18 protein-coding genes are annotated in these 17,841 nt (G+C 34.9%); 4 read left to right on the top strand and 14 right to left on the bottom strand.

Annotated elements, in window-relative coordinates:
* Nucleotides 1-4: 4 nt before the first annotated feature.
* Nucleotides 5-1,453 (top strand): Eco57I restriction-modification methylase domain-containing protein, encoded by a 1,449-nt coding sequence (locus I8T81_RS01130; protein ID WP_031982248.1) that lies wholly within the window; start codon nucleotides 5-7, stop codon nucleotides 1,451-1,453.
* Here I8T81_RS01130 and I8T81_RS01125 read toward each other — a convergent pair.
* The 10 genes from I8T81_RS01125 to I8T81_RS01080 all read right to left on the bottom strand — a co-directional run bounded on the left by I8T81_RS01125 (nucleotide 1,423) and on the right by I8T81_RS01080 (nucleotide 12,939).
* The gene (locus I8T81_RS01125; RefSeq protein WP_133056942.1) at nucleotides 1,423-2,301 is read right to left on the bottom strand and encodes an MAE_28990/MAE_18760 family HEPN-like nuclease; all 879 of its coding nucleotides are present in this window, start codon (nucleotides 2,299-2,301) and stop codon (nucleotides 1,423-1,425) included. The two genes, I8T81_RS01130 and I8T81_RS01125, sit on opposite strands and share 31 nt — an antisense overlap.
* On the bottom strand, nucleotides 2,294-3,481 hold the full coding sequence (locus I8T81_RS01120) for a DUF262 domain-containing protein (protein WP_198071940.1): 1,188 nt from the start codon (nucleotides 3,479-3,481) through the stop codon (nucleotides 2,294-2,296). Before I8T81_RS01120 ends, I8T81_RS01125 begins: the two co-directional genes overlap by 8 nt.
* 195 nt (nucleotides 3,482-3,676) lie before the next feature.
* On the bottom strand, nucleotides 3,677-4,042 hold the full coding sequence (locus tag I8T81_RS01115; protein ID WP_198071939.1) for an antitoxin Xre-like helix-turn-helix domain-containing protein: 366 nt from the start codon (nucleotides 4,040-4,042) through the stop codon (nucleotides 3,677-3,679).
* Nucleotides 4,043-4,266: 224 nt separating this feature from the next.
* On the bottom strand, nucleotides 4,267-4,743 hold the full coding sequence (locus tag I8T81_RS01110) for a protein kinase (RefSeq protein WP_227602148.1): 477 nt from the start codon (nucleotides 4,741-4,743) through the stop codon (nucleotides 4,267-4,269).
* Nucleotides 4,736-6,739, bottom strand: a complete 2,004-nt coding sequence (locus tag I8T81_RS01105; protein WP_198071938.1) for an integrase — start codon at nucleotides 6,737-6,739, stop codon at nucleotides 4,736-4,738. Before I8T81_RS01105 ends, I8T81_RS01110 begins: the two co-directional genes overlap by 8 nt.
* Complete coding sequence (locus I8T81_RS01100; RefSeq protein ID WP_265091521.1) at nucleotides 6,736-8,316, bottom strand: tyrosine-type recombinase/integrase; 1,581 nt, start codon at nucleotides 8,314-8,316, stop codon at nucleotides 6,736-6,738. The genes I8T81_RS01105 and I8T81_RS01100 overlap by 4 nt, the downstream gene beginning before the upstream one ends.
* A 1-nt stretch (nucleotide 8,317) precedes the next feature.
* The gene (locus I8T81_RS01095) at nucleotides 8,318-9,490 is read right to left on the bottom strand and encodes a tyrosine-type recombinase/integrase (RefSeq protein WP_198071937.1); all 1,173 of its coding nucleotides are present in this window, start codon (nucleotides 9,488-9,490) and stop codon (nucleotides 8,318-8,320) included.
* A gap of 217 nt (nucleotides 9,491-9,707) precedes the next feature.
* A complete protein-coding gene (gene ssb, locus I8T81_RS01090; RefSeq protein ID WP_049065869.1) occupies nucleotides 9,708-10,295 on the bottom strand; it encodes a single-stranded DNA-binding protein in 588 nt (195 codons plus the stop codon).
* A gap of 50 nt (nucleotides 10,296-10,345) precedes the next feature.
* Nucleotides 10,346-11,710, bottom strand: coding sequence for an MFS transporter (locus I8T81_RS01085; RefSeq protein WP_004705005.1), 1,365 nt, complete (start codon nucleotides 11,708-11,710; stop codon nucleotides 10,346-10,348).
* A gap of 146 nt (nucleotides 11,711-11,856) precedes the next feature.
* Complete coding sequence (locus I8T81_RS01080; RefSeq protein ID WP_004705003.1) at nucleotides 11,857-12,939, bottom strand: DUF475 domain-containing protein; 1,083 nt, start codon at nucleotides 12,937-12,939, stop codon at nucleotides 11,857-11,859.
* A 262-nt stretch (nucleotides 12,940-13,201) separates the two neighbouring features.
* Between I8T81_RS01080 and tenA the strand changes: the two genes are divergently transcribed.
* The 3 genes from tenA to I8T81_RS01065 all read left to right on the top strand — a co-directional run bounded on the left by tenA (nucleotide 13,202) and on the right by I8T81_RS01065 (nucleotide 15,222).
* Nucleotides 13,202-13,876 (top strand): thiaminase II, encoded by a 675-nt coding sequence (gene tenA / locus I8T81_RS01075; protein ID WP_039255497.1) that lies wholly within the window; start codon nucleotides 13,202-13,204, stop codon nucleotides 13,874-13,876.
* 64 nt (nucleotides 13,877-13,940) lie between these two features.
* Complete coding sequence (locus I8T81_RS01070) at nucleotides 13,941-14,312, top strand: MerR family transcriptional regulator (protein WP_004704999.1); 372 nt, start codon at nucleotides 13,941-13,943, stop codon at nucleotides 14,310-14,312.
* Nucleotides 14,313-14,415: 103 nt separating this feature from the next.
* Entirely contained in the window at nucleotides 14,416-15,222 is an 807-nt protein-coding gene (locus I8T81_RS01065) for an SDR family NAD(P)-dependent oxidoreductase (RefSeq protein WP_004884868.1), read from the top strand.
* Between the two features lie 43 nt (nucleotides 15,223-15,265).
* Here the strand turns inward: I8T81_RS01065 and I8T81_RS01060 are convergent, their stop codons facing one another.
* From I8T81_RS01060 to I8T81_RS01045, 4 genes are all read right to left on the bottom strand, one after another.
* Nucleotides 15,266-15,607 carry a GlpM family protein gene (locus I8T81_RS01060; protein WP_068935246.1) on the bottom strand — a complete coding sequence of 114 codons (342 nt, stop codon included), beginning with the start codon at nucleotides 15,605-15,607 and terminating at the stop codon, nucleotides 15,266-15,268.
* A gap of 52 nt (nucleotides 15,608-15,659) precedes the next feature.
* Nucleotides 15,660-16,013: a DUF1304 domain-containing protein gene (locus I8T81_RS01055; RefSeq protein ID WP_002053763.1), complete on the bottom strand. Its 354-nt coding sequence runs from the start codon at nucleotides 16,011-16,013 to the stop codon at nucleotides 15,660-15,662.
* 66 nt (nucleotides 16,014-16,079) lie between these two features.
* Nucleotides 16,080-17,057 (bottom strand): zinc-binding dehydrogenase, encoded by a 978-nt coding sequence (locus tag I8T81_RS01050; RefSeq protein WP_198071936.1) that lies wholly within the window; start codon nucleotides 17,055-17,057, stop codon nucleotides 16,080-16,082.
* A gap of 3 nt (nucleotides 17,058-17,060) precedes the next feature.
* The gene (locus tag I8T81_RS01045) at nucleotides 17,061-17,663 is read right to left on the bottom strand and encodes a TetR/AcrR family transcriptional regulator (RefSeq protein WP_151750347.1); all 603 of its coding nucleotides are present in this window, start codon (nucleotides 17,661-17,663) and stop codon (nucleotides 17,061-17,063) included.
* Nucleotides 17,664-17,841 lie beyond the last annotated feature (178 nt).

The following is a 17,841-nucleotide window of genomic DNA, read 5'->3' as shown; positions in this document are numbered from 1 at the left end:
TGATATGGATTTACATTTTGAAGAAGCAAATAATTTTTTAGAGCACTTAGAACTCTTACAAATTATTCATGCATCAAATACTTCAAATGAGTTCAAAAAAAATATTGGTCAATTTTTTACATCTAAAGAGATAGCTAGTTTCATGTCTTCCTTGATTTCAGTAGAGGGAGATATTTATAAGTTATTGGATTCATGTGCTGGGCTGGGAATGTTATCTATCAGTACAATTCTTTTTTTAGTTAGTAAGGGCGTGAAAAAAATACATTTAGATGCTTATGAAATTGATTTAGATACAGCAAAAAAATTACAGGATAATTTAGAAAACCTAAAAAAGTTACTAAATATAGATCTTAGCTTCAAAGTTTTTATTGAAGATTTTCTATTGAAAGAAACGAATGAAGAATATGATATTACGGTAATTAATCCACCCTACTTCAAGCTTTCTAAAGATAGTAAATACCGAACAAATAAGAATGGACTTATAAAAAAGAGTCCTAATATTTATGCATCATTTATATTAAAATCAATAAATCAACTCAAAAAAAATGGACAATTAATTTTTATTACACCTCGCAGTTTTACGAATGGTTCAAATTTTGAAGAGTTTAGAAATAAATTAATTAATGACAACTGTATAGAATACATACACTTATTTAATTCAAGGATTGCCATATTTAAAAATGATAAAATTCAACAAGAAAATGTAATTTTTAAAATTAAAAGATCAAGTATTCAACTTGAAATTACTATTAGTAATTCAGATTGTATTGAACAATTGACATCAGAAAATTTGAATATTCAAAAATATCCTTCAAGTATTATTTTAAATCAATCTCGAAAAAATATTATTGCTATCCCTAGAAATAAAAAATCTATGGATCTATATCTTCAGCTTTTAAATTTTACAGAAACATTTAATCAACAAGGATACAAGGTTTCAACTGGAAAAATTGTACAATTTAGGAATAAAAATATTATTGATGATTGGCAACCTAATTCTATTATAGTTTATAATTCACATCATATTAGCCCTAACAATTTTAATTTATTAGAATATAAAAACTCTAAAAAGAATAAATTCTTTTTAATGAGGGGAGAATACCAAAAATGGTTAATTAAAAATCAAAATTATATATTTTTAAGAAGAATAAGTGTAAAAGAAAGCCGCCATAGAATTGCTCTAGGCATATACTTTTCTGAAAAATCTAATGAATTTTTAGCCGTAGAAAATCATCTTAACTATATTTATCATACCAGTAGAAAAATAAGTAAATTAGAAATCTTAGGTCTAGCGATATTTTTAAAATCTGAATTAATCGATAATTATTTTTCAGTAATCTCAGGTCTTACACAAATTAATGCTTCTGATATTAGAGATATACCTATTCCATCTAAAGAATACCTTGAAAGCCTTGGGATTAACTATACATCACATTCTGCACTCTCTAACTGACTAATATATGAGCTTATTTTTTGATTTAAACTTGCTGATAAATTTAAGTCAACATCTAAGATATGTTGTTCTGCCTCAATACTTTTCTCTTGAAGAAAATATTCTTTTTCTGCAAAAGTTAGGATGGTATCTACAAAATTATCCATTAACAGAAAAATTAAATCTTTCAAAACATCAAACTTGTGTAAATCTATAAGTGTTTGAGGATCATTCTTGTTCCCGTGTGCGATATGATTTCGAGAATCGATAAGAGTTTTATCTAGGATCTGCACAAGAATATTAGGATTTAAATTTCCACTATTGATAAAAGATTTTTGTGGTGGAAGCTCAAAACATGGGTAAAATTTTATTCCTAGGCAGTCAAATATATTCTTATAAATACTTGAACTTAAATTACTATTAGTATCAATAATAGAGGAATCTCGCTCTTTATTCATATCAATATTTAAGAAAAATTTATTTTCCATTTTTTCAGCATAATCTTTAACTATTCTATTAAACAATTCCATAGATAAAGAATTTTTTTGACTTTGCTTTATTTGATCTGATGCTGAAAAAAAATGCCCTTTAATAACAAGAACATGAAAGTTTTCTGTTAATCTTTTAGAAGGAATTTCTTTATTTACAATATATTTTAAATACTGTTTAGCTGTCCTTTTTATAAATCCCTCCCAATGACTATAAATAAGTAATATCAAAGACTTTCTAACAGCCTTTTCAACTTGTTCCGTAATCAAACGATCAGTCGAAGGATATTTTATTTCTGTATTGAAGTCTTGAATTTCTGCTTTTCTCCAGCTCAAATCCCTATAAATTTCATTTTCGAATTCTTCAAAATTACTACACATTTTTAAAATACTCTCGAGAAAAGTCATTTAAAATTTTGAAGCGTTCTAAAGCTTTTCTTCCACGTTTAGATCCATTTTTAAAACAATCTTGATTCTCTATTTCTTTATAAATTTCTAAAAATTTATTTTTATTTTCAATAATATTATCTATATTGCTTGCCACTCCAACCAATAAAGCTTCATACTTACTTAAATTAAACGCCCCAATTTCTTTCTTTTTAAATATATTTTCATTTACTTCTTCTTTTAGGAATTTTAATGTTTTATCTAAAATATTAAGTTCCATTTCTAAATTAAACTCACTATTAATTAATAAAATAGTTTCATCATCAATAAACTCTTTCATCAACGTTGTTGTATATGGATACTTAGACATATCATAAATATTACCTTTCGCAATTAAATATCTTAAAAGTAGTTCAAGATGATAATCTGTTTCTATTTTTCCTTTTTTAATCTTTAACAAATCTTTAAATGTAGATGTTTCAACGAATTCTTTTAATCTATTATAAAAGTTTTCACTTTTCATAATAATTATACAATTCCTCTTTTCTTGATCAGAAAGAGAACTGCCTCCAGTATTTAAACGTTGGAACATTTCAAATTTTGTTTCTTCATACTTAACCGTTGATATTGATACAACATCTAAGTAATGGCGTTTAATTAGTCGTTGAATATCAACACCCAATTCGCCCCAACTTAAACCATTTAAATTATCTAATTTTTTTAAACCTGTTAGTTTAAATCCTTTCTTCTTTTCTATTTCACTTTCTTCTAATTCTGTATCAGTTTCAACTTCAACTTCCTCATCATCTTCATCTTCATCTTCATCTATATCATCATTATTATTATCTGCGAGTTCAGCTTCTAAATTATCAGTAAATTGTAAGATAGTAGATAAACGTTGTACACCATCGATAACAGTCCATATTGATTGTATATCAACAGACACAAATATTGGAGGTAAAGGTATACCTAAAATAATAGATTCTATTAATCTAGATTTTTGAATTAAAGACCATCTAAATACTCGTTGAAAATTTGGATTCAGAATTAGTTCATTATTTTTATAAATAGAAATAACCTCCCCAATTGAAAGCCTTACATTATCGGGCTTAATCTCTTCTCTTGCTTTTTGAATTGTATTTAGTATTTCTTTTTGCTGTTCATCAGTAAGCATGTTTAAACTCAAATAATTTTTTATTTAATCCTTTGAATGATAACACAACTTTCTTAACTTTCAATATATCAATATATTACCTCCATAATCGCTAGTAGCTTTCTATTTGGAGAAGCTGAAATAAAATATAGTACTCTAGAAATACCTTGCTCATAATCCATAATAATACTTTCAGATTCATGTAAATCATATTTTCTAATGAAGTGCATCAACAAAATTTAGAACCGTCACTAAACCACTGATGCTTTGAATCTGCTCAATCGGAATACCTTTAGTCACTTTATTATAGGAATTCATAAAGTAATGAATCCATTCTAAATCTCCGCCTGATAGCACGTATACTGCGTGATAAACACGAACGAGCAATAGTGCCAATTCCCCTTGCTTAGTCGCAGGGTCTAGTTCAGGATTGGTTTTTAAGCGACCTATAGTGCTACGATGTACTCCTATAACTGCTGCAAGCTGTGTCTGCTTTAGCCCGAGCTGAACGGCAGTATTTAGAAATGCTTTAGCTAGTACCACTTTAGGATCTGCGTTTGACTGCGTAATATCTATTTTCATAAGTTTCACTGAGTCTTACTAAAATTCCTATTCCTTCAGCTTTATTCTTCATCTGCTGCTTCCTAGGTGAATATTGATTACTTAAATATACCTTTTAAAGATAGCAATAGAAGTTTTAAGCATCCGCTCACTTAATTACCTTAGGTCTCAATTTTAAATATGGTTCTTTATTACCTTAAAGAATACTTCATATTCAGTTAATAATACTGATACTGTATTTATACTTATATATGGCCTGAAAATGGAATTTCTTTATCTAACTCCTTTAATATTTTTTCAGAAGTAGTATGACTTGGCAGAACAGCTTCAGGTTTAACAGGCTTATCAACATCAGTCATTTGAATACCTCTCTGTCGGACATGGTAGGCTATCTGCTGCCATCTCTTTTTCCATTTTTTCTCTTTCTCTTGGAAATTGCTAATTTGTATTTTTAAAGCTTCTATTTCAACCTTTAACTCATCAACTGCTTTATCTAATACCTCTTTTGACGTTACCTCGCCATTTGATAAAGATTGTTTAGCTACATCGTAAGCTGCTTTGACTGCGGGTTTTGCTTGCATTGACTGACGAGAAAATTTGAACCTATCTTCCAAAATAGCCCATGTTAATTTAGAACCAAAATAGCCCAATGCCCATTTATTAAGCTCATGAATGATTCTTGTCTCATCTTGTACTGTCATGCGTTGGAATTTACTAGGCATTTGAAATTTCCTTTAAATAAGCTTTCGGATCAAATTCAATTACGCCATTTTCATAAAGTTGCTTCGTTAGAATATTAATTTTTTTCTTATTATGTAGATCCCAATCTAAACTTTTTTTTACACGCTTAGATTGTGTTTGCTGATGCACTATTTCTTGCGCATGTACTGTCATAGCTAAAATCCGTTTTTGCTCTCCTAGACGTTGTTTATCATCTTTAACCCATACATAGTCCTTACACTCAGCCGAGCATTGTAAATGCCTTTCACAGGGTAACTGTGAGAAATTATGGATACATAATCCAGTACCTACATCATGAACTGCTTGAACTCTTGCTAAAAGTACAGCATCTTGTATCCCAATCGGTAGATTCACAATCTGCTCTGCTAATATCCCTCCGACTTCACCATTTTTTAACTGTTCTCTAATGATAAGTGCTTTCTTCTCAGGACTAGTATGTTGATAAGATTTTGTATCATTAGGATCCGAACGTCCAAACCACTTCGTTTGTAAAAGATCTGATAAACCACCTTCATCAAGCATCGTATTTAGAGTATGCCTAAAATCATGTGTTGTAAATTCAGGGATATCTTCTAAACCGACATATTTAATGACTAAATCATCTATATATCTTAAGAAAGTGCTTAACATAGAATGTGTACATTCTACAGGGAGCCAGTAGGCTTCACTTTTACCACCCGACATTGTGTAGTACCGCAAAAACATCAAATCATGTAAGAAATACTTTTTCCCAAACTGATCAATATGAATTGGGGAAAGACTCTTTGGATTAAAATTATATTCACAATATGTTTTAAGTCCTTCATGAGTCGTATAAGGTATTTGACGAGTAGTTTTTTGACCTGCCACTATTAAATTTTCATAGTCAAAAAACACTAAACCATCTTTAGTTAATCGGCTATCAGAATTCAAAATATTTGGGTTTATACGTAGCTTTATTAGGTGCTGTTTGTATAGTTTTTCAGGAAATTTTTTCAAGAATCTCATATCTACTGTTTGAGACTTATACATTTCAAGAGCACTTTCTCTACATTTTGCAGTAAGTATTTGGATTTCTGGAATAATATCTTGCAAAATCACTAATGTTTCTGACGGCAAATACAATTTTCTTTTAGGTGTAAATGTACTGCCTTTAGAGACTTTACGAGGAAAATATTCTAAGTAAGAACCACCATCCTTCTCAATTTGAATTTTTTGATTTGGTAATAAAGAAAGCTCTGAAAATCTACGACCAGTACAAGCGAATAAAGTTAATAACAAAATATATAATCGATATTTATGATCTTTTGGGATATTTAGATATAGTTGCCCAAGTACTTGGAAGACAACAGGTGCTAATACTTTTTCTTTTGTTATTAGAGTATTAGGGTCATCCAATCTTTTAGTACCGACAGCGTTCGCTGACTCAGGTCGCTTTTGCTCTGAATATTTATAGTTTAAAAAGTTCTTACATAAACCATTTGCATCTAGATGTCCTGCAAATTCCGCAGCTAACTTATGAAAATTATAGGCTGATGACTCCGAATAATCTTTTGAAATTTCATTACATGCACGATCTAGATCCTCTCTAGTAATATTAAAAATAGAGGAATTACGCTGATTAATAAAATAAGCAATATAAGCAGCAACTGCTACAAACCCTCGTTGATTCGATAAGTTCTGTTGTTTAGCATGTAGCCTTAACAGGAACAAAGCTTTTACTAATTGCTCCCAATCACCTCCAATTCGTTCTCCGCCTAATTTGGGTGGATAGCTGAAATTCATTGTGACCGAGAGGCTGTTTCTTCCACTCTGTTGTAATAAACGTCCTCCTGTAATTTCCCAAATTTCTTCCTCCCACTGAATAAATTCAAAGCCTCCTAGCTTTAATAACTTTGCCTTAGCAATGAGACTGTTAAAATTCGCCTGTCTATCAACCTGTAAGCTTGTCAGGAAAGGTATTACTTTTGATTTTCTTAAAACCTTTTCAGTTCTCATACATATTCCTTTTTACAAGCATCTGCTACTTGAGCTACTGCAAAAATAACTTCATCTAATTGAATTCCTAAACGAGCATTTTCATATTTTTCTAAACGTTCGTTTCTGCTATTAAGCAGACTCTCAAGCACATATTCGTGATCAGCATATTTATAGGGCTGAAATTTTGGACATAAATAGCATGAAAAGGGAGGATCTAAATGACATATAGAAGATTCACCACATACTCCAATATCCTCCATCTCGTCTTCAACGTTATCGCCTTTAAAAACTAAATATTTTTCAGGATTATCACCATTAATAGCATCTTCGGTAGATTCAATTATTTTCCCTGAAAAAAAGCTCAGATATTGAGCAAATCCCTTAGCAATTGCTTTATCAAGCTGAATAACAATTTTACTAGCTAACTCAAAATATACTTGTACATGCTGAGTGTCAGTGTGATCCAAGATTTTGGCTAGCGCAGCTTTGCTGATTCCTTCAGAAGCTAAACCTGTTGCAAGAGTATATCGAAGTCTTCGAGCTGAAACGTGCATTAACTCCTTGGTAAGAGGGGAAATAATATTATGTCTCTTTACGAACCCTTTAATTAATGAAGTGATCATTGCGGATGAAAAGTTATAAGCATTTTCATAATCACCAGATAGTAGGGCAGCCTTATTTCCTTCTAAATTTAAAAAAATTGGCTGTGGATTTGGTATTTTTTTACCATCATGATAGAGAACAGCCTTCTTTGCATTATTGGCATTGATTAAGCCATGAATATATTCTGCAAAAGTAGCATCCAGATACTCTTCAATATAATCATCTCGTGGATTTACGAGTCGTTTTTTGATTCGAGGAATTCTGAGAACATAAACAGACGCATCTGAGTCTGGTGTTAAATTAACAAGGTCTGAATGTCTTAAATACGTTAAATTTGCAGGGTTCCGCCCATAAGCAATTGATAAAGCTATAGCTGCTTTTTCTTGTAAATGTACAAATTCGTTACTTTGATCATTTTTTAAGGCTTGAATCAATAATGGTAGTTCAAGACTGTGATTTAAAGGGCCTGCATCTGGGTCTTCCATCCTCACAGCTTCTCCTTTAGGATTACCGGGAATAGACATTGTTTCTAAAACTTGAGCATATACAGTTGAAAAACCTAACTCAGGATAATGCTCAGCTCCATAAAGATACCATTGTATTGGTCTATACAGCGTCCAAAGCTTCTGTTCTGCTCGATTTAAGTTGATTGTATCTTCAACTACAGAAATTAAGATTTCTTCAATGTTTCGATGAGAATTCATAATTTCTATATTGTTTCGGAAAAATTTTGACCAAATATCCTGAAAATGCTGCAAACCAGCATGAGTAGAAACTTTTTCAATTTTCTCAATGATGAAAGATTTGAGTACCCATTTTAAATTTTCATCTGGAATTTTTGAAAAGTCTAATTGAGAACCATACGTATCAATAGAATATGGTAAGTTCCATAAATCGCTTGTTGTATTTACCTTTTTTCCTTCGCGACTAATAATATAATCCGGAATCTCTCTCCAACCTTTTTCATTAGCAAATAAATCATATTGCATCATTTCAAATTCCGAAAATTTCACGTTGATATTGTCCTAAATATTTATTGGCTTCTAATTCAGTTTCTTTAAATGTATACACGTCTTGAGAGGATAAAGAGCTATCTCCCCTTAAATATGCTAGTGCTTTTTTCCTATTATCTTCTTCAACACCCGCTTCTCTTAGCAATCTTTCCATTGATGCTGAGAAAGTATGTCTTAAGGTTTTAGGACTGAAATTAGTAGGCAAAAATTCGGCATTTTTTTCTTTCAAAATTTGAAAATATTGAGTAATTGATGCAAGAGAAAGAGGTTTTCCGTCTTGATTCAGAATTAGATAATCCCACTCAATGTCTGTTTGATTTTTTTCATCCAACATCTCTCTCCATTTTGTAATATAGGTATCTAATTCTTTAGCGAGCGATCTATCATTAATTGCTAATGTCCTTCCGTTTCTTTTGATTTGAGGTCTTTGCTTTCTTTTATCCTTAATATCAGGTGGACGACGATGTACACGAATAGAAGATATGCCTCCAAGTTGTATATCTTCAACTCTTAAACTGAGTAACTCTCCTGGGCGCAAACCAAAAGAAAGCATCAGCATCACCATAATATAGTTTCTATACTCAATCGGATTCTGGCTTCTTTTTTTAGGTTTAATCGCCTTGATAAGATTAGATTGTTCACGACTATTTAATCCTTTGGCGAGATTTTTATTTGTTGGTGGAGAATTAATAAAACAGCGATCAAGTAAAGAGATAAGTCTTGTTTTATATGTGATGTAGTATTGATAGTTATCTGATGTGAAAGATAAGGTTCCTATATACATTTCAAGATACCAGTTTAGAAACTGTTTAATTGTGATGAGCCTTTGATTAAAAGTATCTGGTCTGACTGCTATCTTTATCGTTTTATGCTTTTTTTCATGATCTTTTCTTAAAAACTCTACAAGACTTCCTGTGATTTCAGCTTCAGTAAATGGTCTCTTCCGAATCAATCGTTCATATAGATCAATGTGATGAATTTGCATCCATTGATAAAGTAATTTTATCTCTCTTAAATTTCTTATCAATGTATTAGAACTAGAATGTCGCTTTGAAAGAATAAACTCATTTGGTAAAGGTATAGGCATTCCTTCATCATCTAAAAGAATAGGTAATAGATCTCCTGAATCATGCAAAACTACCTCTACATTCATCTAATAAAACTCCATACCTGATAGATCATTTCTAACACAATAACTTTACAAAATAAATTATATATGCACTTTTAACTTAACATTTTTCATAGTTAAAAAAATAGCTTCTCTTATTTACAAAATAAAAGAAGCTACTTTCCTCATCAAGCTTTTGAGTTTAAAGAAATTTAAATTAAACTAACCTCAAATAACTTAACAAATAATTTAGATATATGATCTAGAACGGTAAATCATCGTCTAAATCAGCTGGTGCAGACGCTGGTTGTTGCGGCGCTTTAGGAGCAAATCCACCACCTTGCGGGCTGTTGCCACCATTACCAAAACCACCTTGATTACCATAACCACCGCCATTGTTTTGACCGTAGCCGCCACCTTGGTTGTTATTATTTTGATAACCGCCACCTTGTTGAGGTGCGTTAAAACGTGGTTGATTAAAATCATTACCGCCAGCGAAACCTTGTTCACCTTGTTGACGAGCATCTAACATTTGCATCTGGTCGCCACGGATTTCTGTCGTATAACGCTCTTGGCCATTTTGATCTGTCCATTGACGTGTACGTAATGAACCTTCAATGTAAACCTTAGAACCTTTACGTAAAAACTGCTGAGCAATTTCCCCTAAACGGTTATGCAAAACAATACGGTGCCATTCTGTTTGTTCTTTACGTTCACCTGTATTTTTATCAGTCCAAGATTCACTTGTCGCGATCGAAAATTGGGTCAACGAGCCCCCATTTGGAAAAGTTTTTGTTTCAGGATCACGACCCAAAGTACCAACCAAAATAACCTTATTTACACCACGCATTAGCTGTCTTCATCCTATAATTTCTATGTTTTACTTTATAAGAGTTATGCTTAAATGGCTACCTCTTTACCAAACAACTGCGTTAAATCACGTCGTGCAGCATCATCAAGAGTCTGTTTATCGACTTTAATATAAGCAACCTGCTGGTCAGGCATCACCACAACTTCTTCAATACCACGAATTGCCAATAGCTGTGTGGTCCACTCATTCACCTGTTGCACTTGCGGTAATGGCAACACAATAGATGACAGATACCGCGGCTGAGCTAAACCAAAACTAATTAGCAGCCATATTATAGCAATCCCTGCTAAGACACTCCATCCAATCGCAGTATTATGTAACATCAATAATTGACCACCTAGCGTGCCACCAAAAAAAGCACCTAAGAACTGACTACTGGCATTTACACCCATAGCTGTGGCTTTCGACTGAATTGGAGCTGACTTTGACAACCAAGAAGGCAATAAAGCTTCCATTACATTAAAGGCAATAAAGAAAATACCTAAGCCTGCGAGCAAGACATATTTAGACTGATAACCAAATATGAGAAGCAGCAACCCCACAATAATGCCTGTAATTGCCGTTAAGAAAATGCCTCGCATTTTGCGATATTTTTCAGCGATGATAATGCTTGGAAATGCAAAAAATAAACTAATCACCAACAGTGGCAAATACACCAAGCCGTGGCTCGCCAGAGGAATATGCGCAAACTCGATCAGCTGTGAAGGCACATAAATAAACATGGCTGTCAGCAATAAATGCAATGCAAAAACCGAAACGTGTAAACGATTTAAATCACCCATTTGAATGACTTGCTTAAGCTGTGCCATATAGCCTTGCTGATAATTACGATGATGGCGGGTCACTTTAGGCACAAGCAATAGCATCGAAATCGCGATTAAGCCCATAATTGTGGTCACAAAAAATAGACCAGAAATACCGACAAGACTTGTGAGCCAAGGCCCAAGGCTAAACGCGACAACAAAAGATAAACCAATACTCATGCCCATAGCAGCCATGGCTTTAGTACGCTGCTCTTCACGCGTCACATCAGCTAAAAGTGCCATGACCACTGCTGAAACCGCGCCAGCACCAGCGATGGCACGGCCAATAATGACGCCATAAATCGTGTCAGATAGACCCGCAATTGCACCACCAATAGCAAACAGCAATAAGCCAAAGACTACAAGCGGTTTACGGCTAAAACGGTCAGCCAGCAAGCTAAATGGAATTTGTAAAATCGCCTGACTTAAACCATATACACCTACGGCCAAACCAATAAGTGCCGGAGTCGCATATTGATATGACTGCCCGACTACAGAGAAGACAGGAATAATCATGAACAAACCCAACATGCGTAGCGCAAAAATACTACTTAAAGCAAAAGTTGAGCGGCGTTCCAAAGCATTCATCATATCAATACACGTTATCAAACTAGGCAAATTATAAGCCGATTCGTTTCTAAAAATACGGGAGAGATGATTTAAAATAACGATTTCGGTTTAAAAAAATAAAGAGGCATTTAGCCTCTTTATAATATCGAACTTTACTGAAAATTAGCTTAAGGCGACTCTTGCTCGCGCTTGGTATATTGAATTGAAGCAATGACAGCCCACACAATAAACGCTACACCAATTAACCCTGTGACCACTTCAGGTACATGCACACCCGTACCGCTTGCAATCATAATGAATGCTAAAGCACCAATTGCATAATGTGCACCATGTTCCAAGAACACGTAAGCATCTAGCGTACCTTTTTCAACAAGATAAACAGTCATTGAACGAACAAAAATAGCACCAATCGCAAGACCCAGCATAATCACAACAACATCGCTGGTAATTGCAAATGCACCAATCACACCGTCAAAACTAAATGATGCATCTAATACTTCAAGATATAAGAAACCGCCTAAACCAGCTTTAACCACACCAGACGCAGCACCCGAGCCATCTTGTAATACAGCATTACCATTTTCATCAATTTCAGGCTCACCACCTAGCAAGTGACTTAATACTTCAACACCAATATAAACCACAATGCCCCAAATACCGGCCATGGTCACGGCTAAACGTTGATGATCATCTACATAACCTGCCATCACAATTAAAGCGATTAAAGCAAGGAATACTGACATTGCTGGTACGCTAGCCAAACTCGTAAGTTTAGATTCAAGCCATCTAAACCAATGCGTTTCTTTTCCATCATCGAAGAAGAAGTTTAGGAAAACCAACAACAGGAATGTTCCACCAAAAGCTGAAATTTCAGCGTGGTGCGCCATTAAGCGCTCAGAATAAGTTTTCGGATCATTGAGTGCCAGTTTTGCAACTTCAATTACCCCCATATCTGCGGTTACAGCAACAATCACAACAGGGAAAATCAAACGCATACCAAAAACGGCGATTAAAATACCCACCGTTAAAAAGATCATTTTCCAGAACGGATCCCAATTACGCAAAACCGATGCATTCACGACAGCATTGTCAAAAGATAAAGAAACCTCCATTACAGCTAAAATTGCGGTAATGGTTAAAGCTTTAAGCATGGTAGACACGCCAGCTTCAGGCCCATGGGTAAAACCCCAATACGCGGATAGTGCTAAACACACCACCGTAAAAAATATCGAAAATCGGAAATGCTTCATGGATCAGACCTATACCAAGAACTAAATTTAATCTTTCTTAAAACCGCGGTTATTATATCGATAATTAATCACAAAACGATGTTGTTTTGTGCCGTTATTCTCTTTACTTTATCCCTCTGTTTAATAAAGAAATTTATAATTTTTAATTAACTGGTTAATCGTATTAAATATTTTCTTGCGATATATCTATTATTATTATTTTTGTATTTTAAAATTGATTTAAAATCCGATTCAGCTGTCTTATTTTAAATGGAATGAATTTATGCTTTTTTCTCAAGAACTCTGGCAACGTAATTTAAATTTATATCAAAAAATTCTCGACCTGCCTTTTAATCAGGAACTTGCTAGCGGTACTTTAGATAAAGAAGCATTTTGTCATTATGTTATTCAAGATGCTCAATATTTAGTGGCGTATGGGCGTGTACTTGCTGTTGCAGCAGCCAAAGCATTTGATGCCGACGATATTATGCAGTTCTCAGATGCCGCAAAAATCGCAATTGTGGTTGAACGTAGCTTGCATGATGACTTCATGAAAAACTTTGGCGTAAGCAAAGAAGAATTTCAAAATACACCATTAACCTTGGCAGGCCATCATTACACTTCATTTTTAACCGCAACGGCTTGGTCAGAAAGCTACCCTGTTGTACTTGCTGCACTTTTACCTTGTTTCTGGATTTACGCTGAAGTTGGTAAAGATATTGTAAGCAAATCAGTTGCTAATAATCCTTACCAAGCATGGGTTGATACCTATGCTGGCGAAGAGTTCCATACGGCTGTTCGTAATGTGATTGCAACCGTAGATAAAGTCGCAGCACGTTGTGATGCAGACACACTAGAAAAAATGCATGCCGCCTACACAATGGGTGCAAAACTTGAGTGGTTATTTTGGGACAGTGCTTACCATCAAAGACAATGGTTAGGTTTAGACCATATTTAAAACTTTAAAAGAATCGATCAGGTATCAACAAACTGATCGATTCTTAATAAAATGCGAGATAAGTATGTATATCGGCGAATTAGCATCTTTAACTGGAGCCACTCCCAAAGCCATTCGGCATTATGAGAAATTAGGCTTACTGCCAGTCGCAAAAAGAAAAGGTAATTATCGTATTTATGAAGAGATTGATGTCAAATCAGTTAAGATGATTCGCCTTGCACAAGCAGTAGGATTTAGCCTTTCTGAGCTTTATGAGTTGTCAGCTTTAAAATATAAAAATAATCGCTTTCCGGTAGAAATTGCGCAGCAGCTTATTCAAAAAAAGAATCAACAAATTATTGAACAAAAAGAAGCATTAAATCGTTTGCAACTAGATTTAAAACAACTGGAAGATGAGATTATTGAAACTTATATTACCAGTAAAATTTCTGCTTAAAATGATGCATAAAAATCTAAAAATAGCTTTTGAATTTAGCGCTTGACTCTGCCCTTAGGGACAAGGTTTATCGTAAGGACTTCATGTATTACGGATAAATAAAATGAGCGCTCATCTTTCTACATTTAAAAATTCAACAGCATTAATAACAGGAGCATCTTCAGGAATAGGTAAAGCGTATGCTAAAAAAATTGCATCTTTAGGAATCCACCTGATTTTAACGGCACGCTCCGAACAAAAACTAAATGATTTAGCCGATGAACTGAGAAAAAAGTATAGTGTAAATGTTGAGGTGATTGTTTTAGATTTAGCTCAACCCAATTCAGCTCAGACCTTATTTAATGAAGTGCAGGCAAGAAAATTATCGGTAGAAATTTTAATTAATAACGCAGGGTTTGGTAAATGGACCAAGTTCCTTGATCAATCGATTTCTACCTATCAAGAAATGATTACACTTAACATCAGCAGCGTAACGTCTTTATGTTATCTGTTTTTGCCACATATGCTTTCGAACAAAAAAGGCATCATGATTAATATTTCATCGACAGGTGCCTTCCAACCTCTCCCTTATATTGCTGTTTATGGCGCAACTAAATCTTATGTTTTACAGTTTACTGAAGCACTTGCAGGGGAATATGGCACTTCGGGTGTTAAGTTTATCGCTGTTTGCCCAGGCAATACCGAAACCAATTTTACTCAGGTCGCAAATGCCGATACCAGTGGAATGAAAAGCTCTACGGTAGATGATGTTGTCTCTGCCACAGTTCGAGCATTAGATAAAAATAAAGCGACGGTTGTAGTAGGATGTAGCAATTATTTAACGTCTCAATTGCCACGAATTCTTTCCCGCAAAAAAATGATTAATTTAGTTGAAGGCATGCTCAGAACGCGTGTTCTTGAGCAGTCATAAAAAATACTTCAATTTAAAAGATTAAGGGGTTTCTCTTAATCTTTTAATGCTGAAACAACTGCCACCCATAAATTAAACCTGCCGCAGCGACCACCCAACATAAGGTTGCCAAGCCCAGACACGACCACATCGACACGCGTGTTGCCAGCATGTAAACCGCAACTAAATAAATGGCATAAGGAATAAGTGACCATAGACCAAACAGAGCCGTTTTTTGTAATGCTTCGGCTCCTTTTTGCTGATAGACAATCACATGAGCAATTAAAGCAAAAGTAGGAAAAAGTGGGACTAAACCTGCAATATAAAATGCCTTACTTTTCGATAAAATCGAAATAATGAGGACAACCCCAGCCCCCAACATACATTTTAAAAATAACGCCCACATGTGCCGATCCTACCTGATCATTTCCATAACAAAACGCTGTATTGTGCGCTTTTTAAAGAAAATTAACAGCGACTAAAGCAATCAAAGCTGGAACTGCCTGAATGTAAATAATCTTTTTACTGGCAGTTAGACCACCATAAATACCTGCAATCAGTACACAACCTAAAAAGAAGTTGGCAATTGATGTGGCAAACGGCGCATCAGCCAATAAAGACCAAAATAAACCCGCAGCTAAAAAGCCATTATAAAGACCTTGGTTTTGTGCCATCACTTTGGTGAGCTTTGCTTTTTCAGCATTATTTCCAAAGGCTTTCATGCCATAAGGTTTGTCCCACAAAAACATCTCTAGCACTAAAATATAGACATGTAATATCGCGATAAGCGCAATGAATATTTGTCCGATCATACGGTTTTCCTTTTTATTTTAAAGATATGAAAAAACGATCAGTCTCTCGACTGATCTTTTAGTGTGTTACGGTTTTAACAATACTTTGCCTTGTCGAGCACCTTGCGTTGCTCTTTGGGCAGCTGTTTTAATATCATCAAAACTAAACACGCCTTCTACAGGCAAGATTAATTTTTTCTGAGTCGCTAGTGTTAGCAGCTCAACAATCAGTTCCTTTTTACGTTCTGCTGGCATTTCTTTGTTGACCACACTTGCCCAGAAACCTTTTACTGTCGCTTGTTTGAAAATTAAATCACCAGATGAAATCTGCATGGTTTCACCAGTCATACTGCCAAACGAAACCAATAGACTATTTTCACTGAGTAAATTCAGCATTTCACCACTTGCGCTGCCACCAATCGAGTCCACACCAGCAATCAGCGGTTGGTCACCGTGAAGTTGCTTAACCTGCTCTTTCCAATTCGGCTGATCGGTGGCAACAACATGTTGGATGCCTAATGCTTGCATCTCGGCAATTGCATCAGTACGACGAACCAGATTAATCACAGGTAAACCACGTGCCTGTGCAATCATGGCAACTGTTTTACCGACTGCACCATTTGCCGTGTTTTGAATCAACCATTGACCCGGTTGAACGTTAACAAAGTCTAAAAGCATGAGAGCACTAATTGGCATACCTATCAGCTGCGCTGCTGTTTCATCATCAATTTCATTATTTAAAGGAATAAGGCCTTGAGCTGGTGCAATAAAGTATTCAGCCCAACTTCCATGTACAGCTGCAACTGCAATACGCTGCCCTACTTGTACATGAGTAACACCTTCACCTAAGGCATCTACAATACCAACGCCTTCACTACCACCAATCGCAGGTAGGGTTGGCTTATAACCATAGCTTCCGCGTACTGTCCATACATCATGATTATGAATTGGAGACATGATGGTTTTAATACGCACTTCGCCTGCTTTCGGTTCTGGCTTTGGCATATCCGCCTGCTCTAAAACGTCTACAGGTTCGCCAAAATTACGATGGATAATACTTCGCATGCTTTATTCCTCTATCGGTTTTAAGAGTTGTTGGGTGGTTTCTAAGGCTAGGTGTAAATGTGCTTTGTCTTGCGACAATTTTGTGAGTAAAGCAGCACCTAACCATAACTGATACATGACTTGCGCAGTTTTTAAAGGCTCAATGTGTTTTGGAATTGACCCTTCTTGTTGCCCGTCTTTGAGTAGCAAAGCCAAACGTTGCGTCAGTTTGTGCACACCGTCATTCAGAATTTGGCGCATATCTTCTGATAAGTCAGAAACCTCTGCTGCCAGTTTCACAATTAGACAATTTTCAGCCCAACTACCGTTTACGGGATCATCAATCCATGCCTGCCATAAGGCCATTAACCGCGCATGGGCACTTTGCTCACTGTGTTGCCAAAGTTGTTCTACTCTAACTTTATAGTCAGCCATGTATTGCTCTAGCAAGGCACAACCAAATGCCTCTTTCGAAGCAAAGTAGTGATAGAACGAACCTTTAGGTACGTCACAAGCTTTTAAAATTTCTTGCAAACCGACACCGACAAAACCTTTGTGTAATACCAGCTCAAAGCTGGTATCTAAAATGTGTTGTCGCGTGCTTTCGCTTTTGTTTAATCGTTTCATGCATGTACCATACTCCACTAATAGACCAGTCGTCTAGTTAAATTGTGTTACGCGTTAAAATTTTGTTGAGAGTAGAAATGTAGAACGAGGAGTGTTAAAAATACAATCTGCTTATTTAAACAAATTTTGTCGATTGTCGTTTAACCGTCACAATTTGTCGCTTTAAATCATTTTGTAG

The organism is Acinetobacter seifertii, assembly GCF_016064815.1.
Classification (GTDB): Bacteria; Pseudomonadota; Gammaproteobacteria; order Pseudomonadales; family Moraxellaceae; genus Acinetobacter; species Acinetobacter seifertii.
This window is presented reverse-complemented; position numbering and strand designations above follow the sequence as displayed.

Coding starts and splice junctions, on each gene's coding strand:
- I8T81_RS01055 (WP_002053763.1), bottom strand. CDS start 16,013: ATGATCGGACAAATATTCATTGCGCTTATCGCGATATTACATGTCTAT.
- I8T81_RS01125 (WP_133056942.1), bottom strand. CDS start 2,301: ATGTGTAGTAATTTTGAAGAATTCGAAAATGAAATTTATAGGGATTTG.
- I8T81_RS01110 (WP_227602148.1), bottom strand. CDS start 4,743: ATGCCTAGTAAATTCCAACGCATGACAGTACAAGATGAGACAAGAATC.
- I8T81_RS01060 (WP_068935246.1), bottom strand. CDS start 15,607: ATGTGGGCGTTATTTTTAAAATGTATGTTGGGGGCTGGGGTTGTCCTC.
- I8T81_RS01045 (WP_151750347.1), bottom strand. CDS start 17,663: ATGAAACGATTAAACAAAAGCGAAAGCACGCGACAACACATTTTAGAT.
- I8T81_RS01050 (WP_198071936.1), bottom strand. CDS start 17,057: ATGCGAAGTATTATCCATCGTAATTTTGGCGAACCTGTAGACGTTTTA.
- I8T81_RS01100 (WP_265091521.1), bottom strand. CDS start 8,316: ATGATGCAATATGATTTATTTGCTAATGAAAAAGGTTGGAGAGAGATT.
- ssb (WP_049065869.1), bottom strand. CDS start 10,295: ATGCGTGGTGTAAATAAGGTTATTTTGGTTGGTACTTTGGGTCGTGAT.
- I8T81_RS01065 (WP_004884868.1), top strand. CDS start 14,416: ATGAGCGCTCATCTTTCTACATTTAAAAATTCAACAGCATTAATAACA.
- I8T81_RS01080 (WP_004705003.1), bottom strand. CDS start 12,939: ATGAAGCATTTCCGATTTTCGATATTTTTTACGGTGGTGTGTTTAGCA.
- tenA (WP_039255497.1), top strand. CDS start 13,202: ATGCTTTTTTCTCAAGAACTCTGGCAACGTAATTTAAATTTATATCAA.
- I8T81_RS01130 (WP_031982248.1), top strand. CDS start 5: ATGGATTTACATTTTGAAGAAGCAAATAATTTTTTAGAGCACTTAGAA.
- I8T81_RS01115 (WP_198071939.1), bottom strand. CDS start 4,042: ATGAAAATAGATATTACGCAGTCAAACGCAGATCCTAAAGTGGTACTA.
- I8T81_RS01105 (WP_198071938.1), bottom strand. CDS start 6,739: ATGAGAACTGAAAAGGTTTTAAGAAAATCAAAAGTAATACCTTTCCTG.
- I8T81_RS01120 (WP_198071940.1), bottom strand. CDS start 3,481: ATGCTTACTGATGAACAGCAAAAAGAAATACTAAATACAATTCAAAAA.
- I8T81_RS01095 (WP_198071937.1), bottom strand. CDS start 9,490: ATGAATGTAGAGGTAGTTTTGCATGATTCAGGAGATCTATTACCTATT.
- I8T81_RS01070 (WP_004704999.1), top strand. CDS start 13,941: ATGTATATCGGCGAATTAGCATCTTTAACTGGAGCCACTCCCAAAGCC.
- I8T81_RS01085 (WP_004705005.1), bottom strand. CDS start 11,710: ATGATGAATGCTTTGGAACGCCGCTCAACTTTTGCTTTAAGTAGTATT.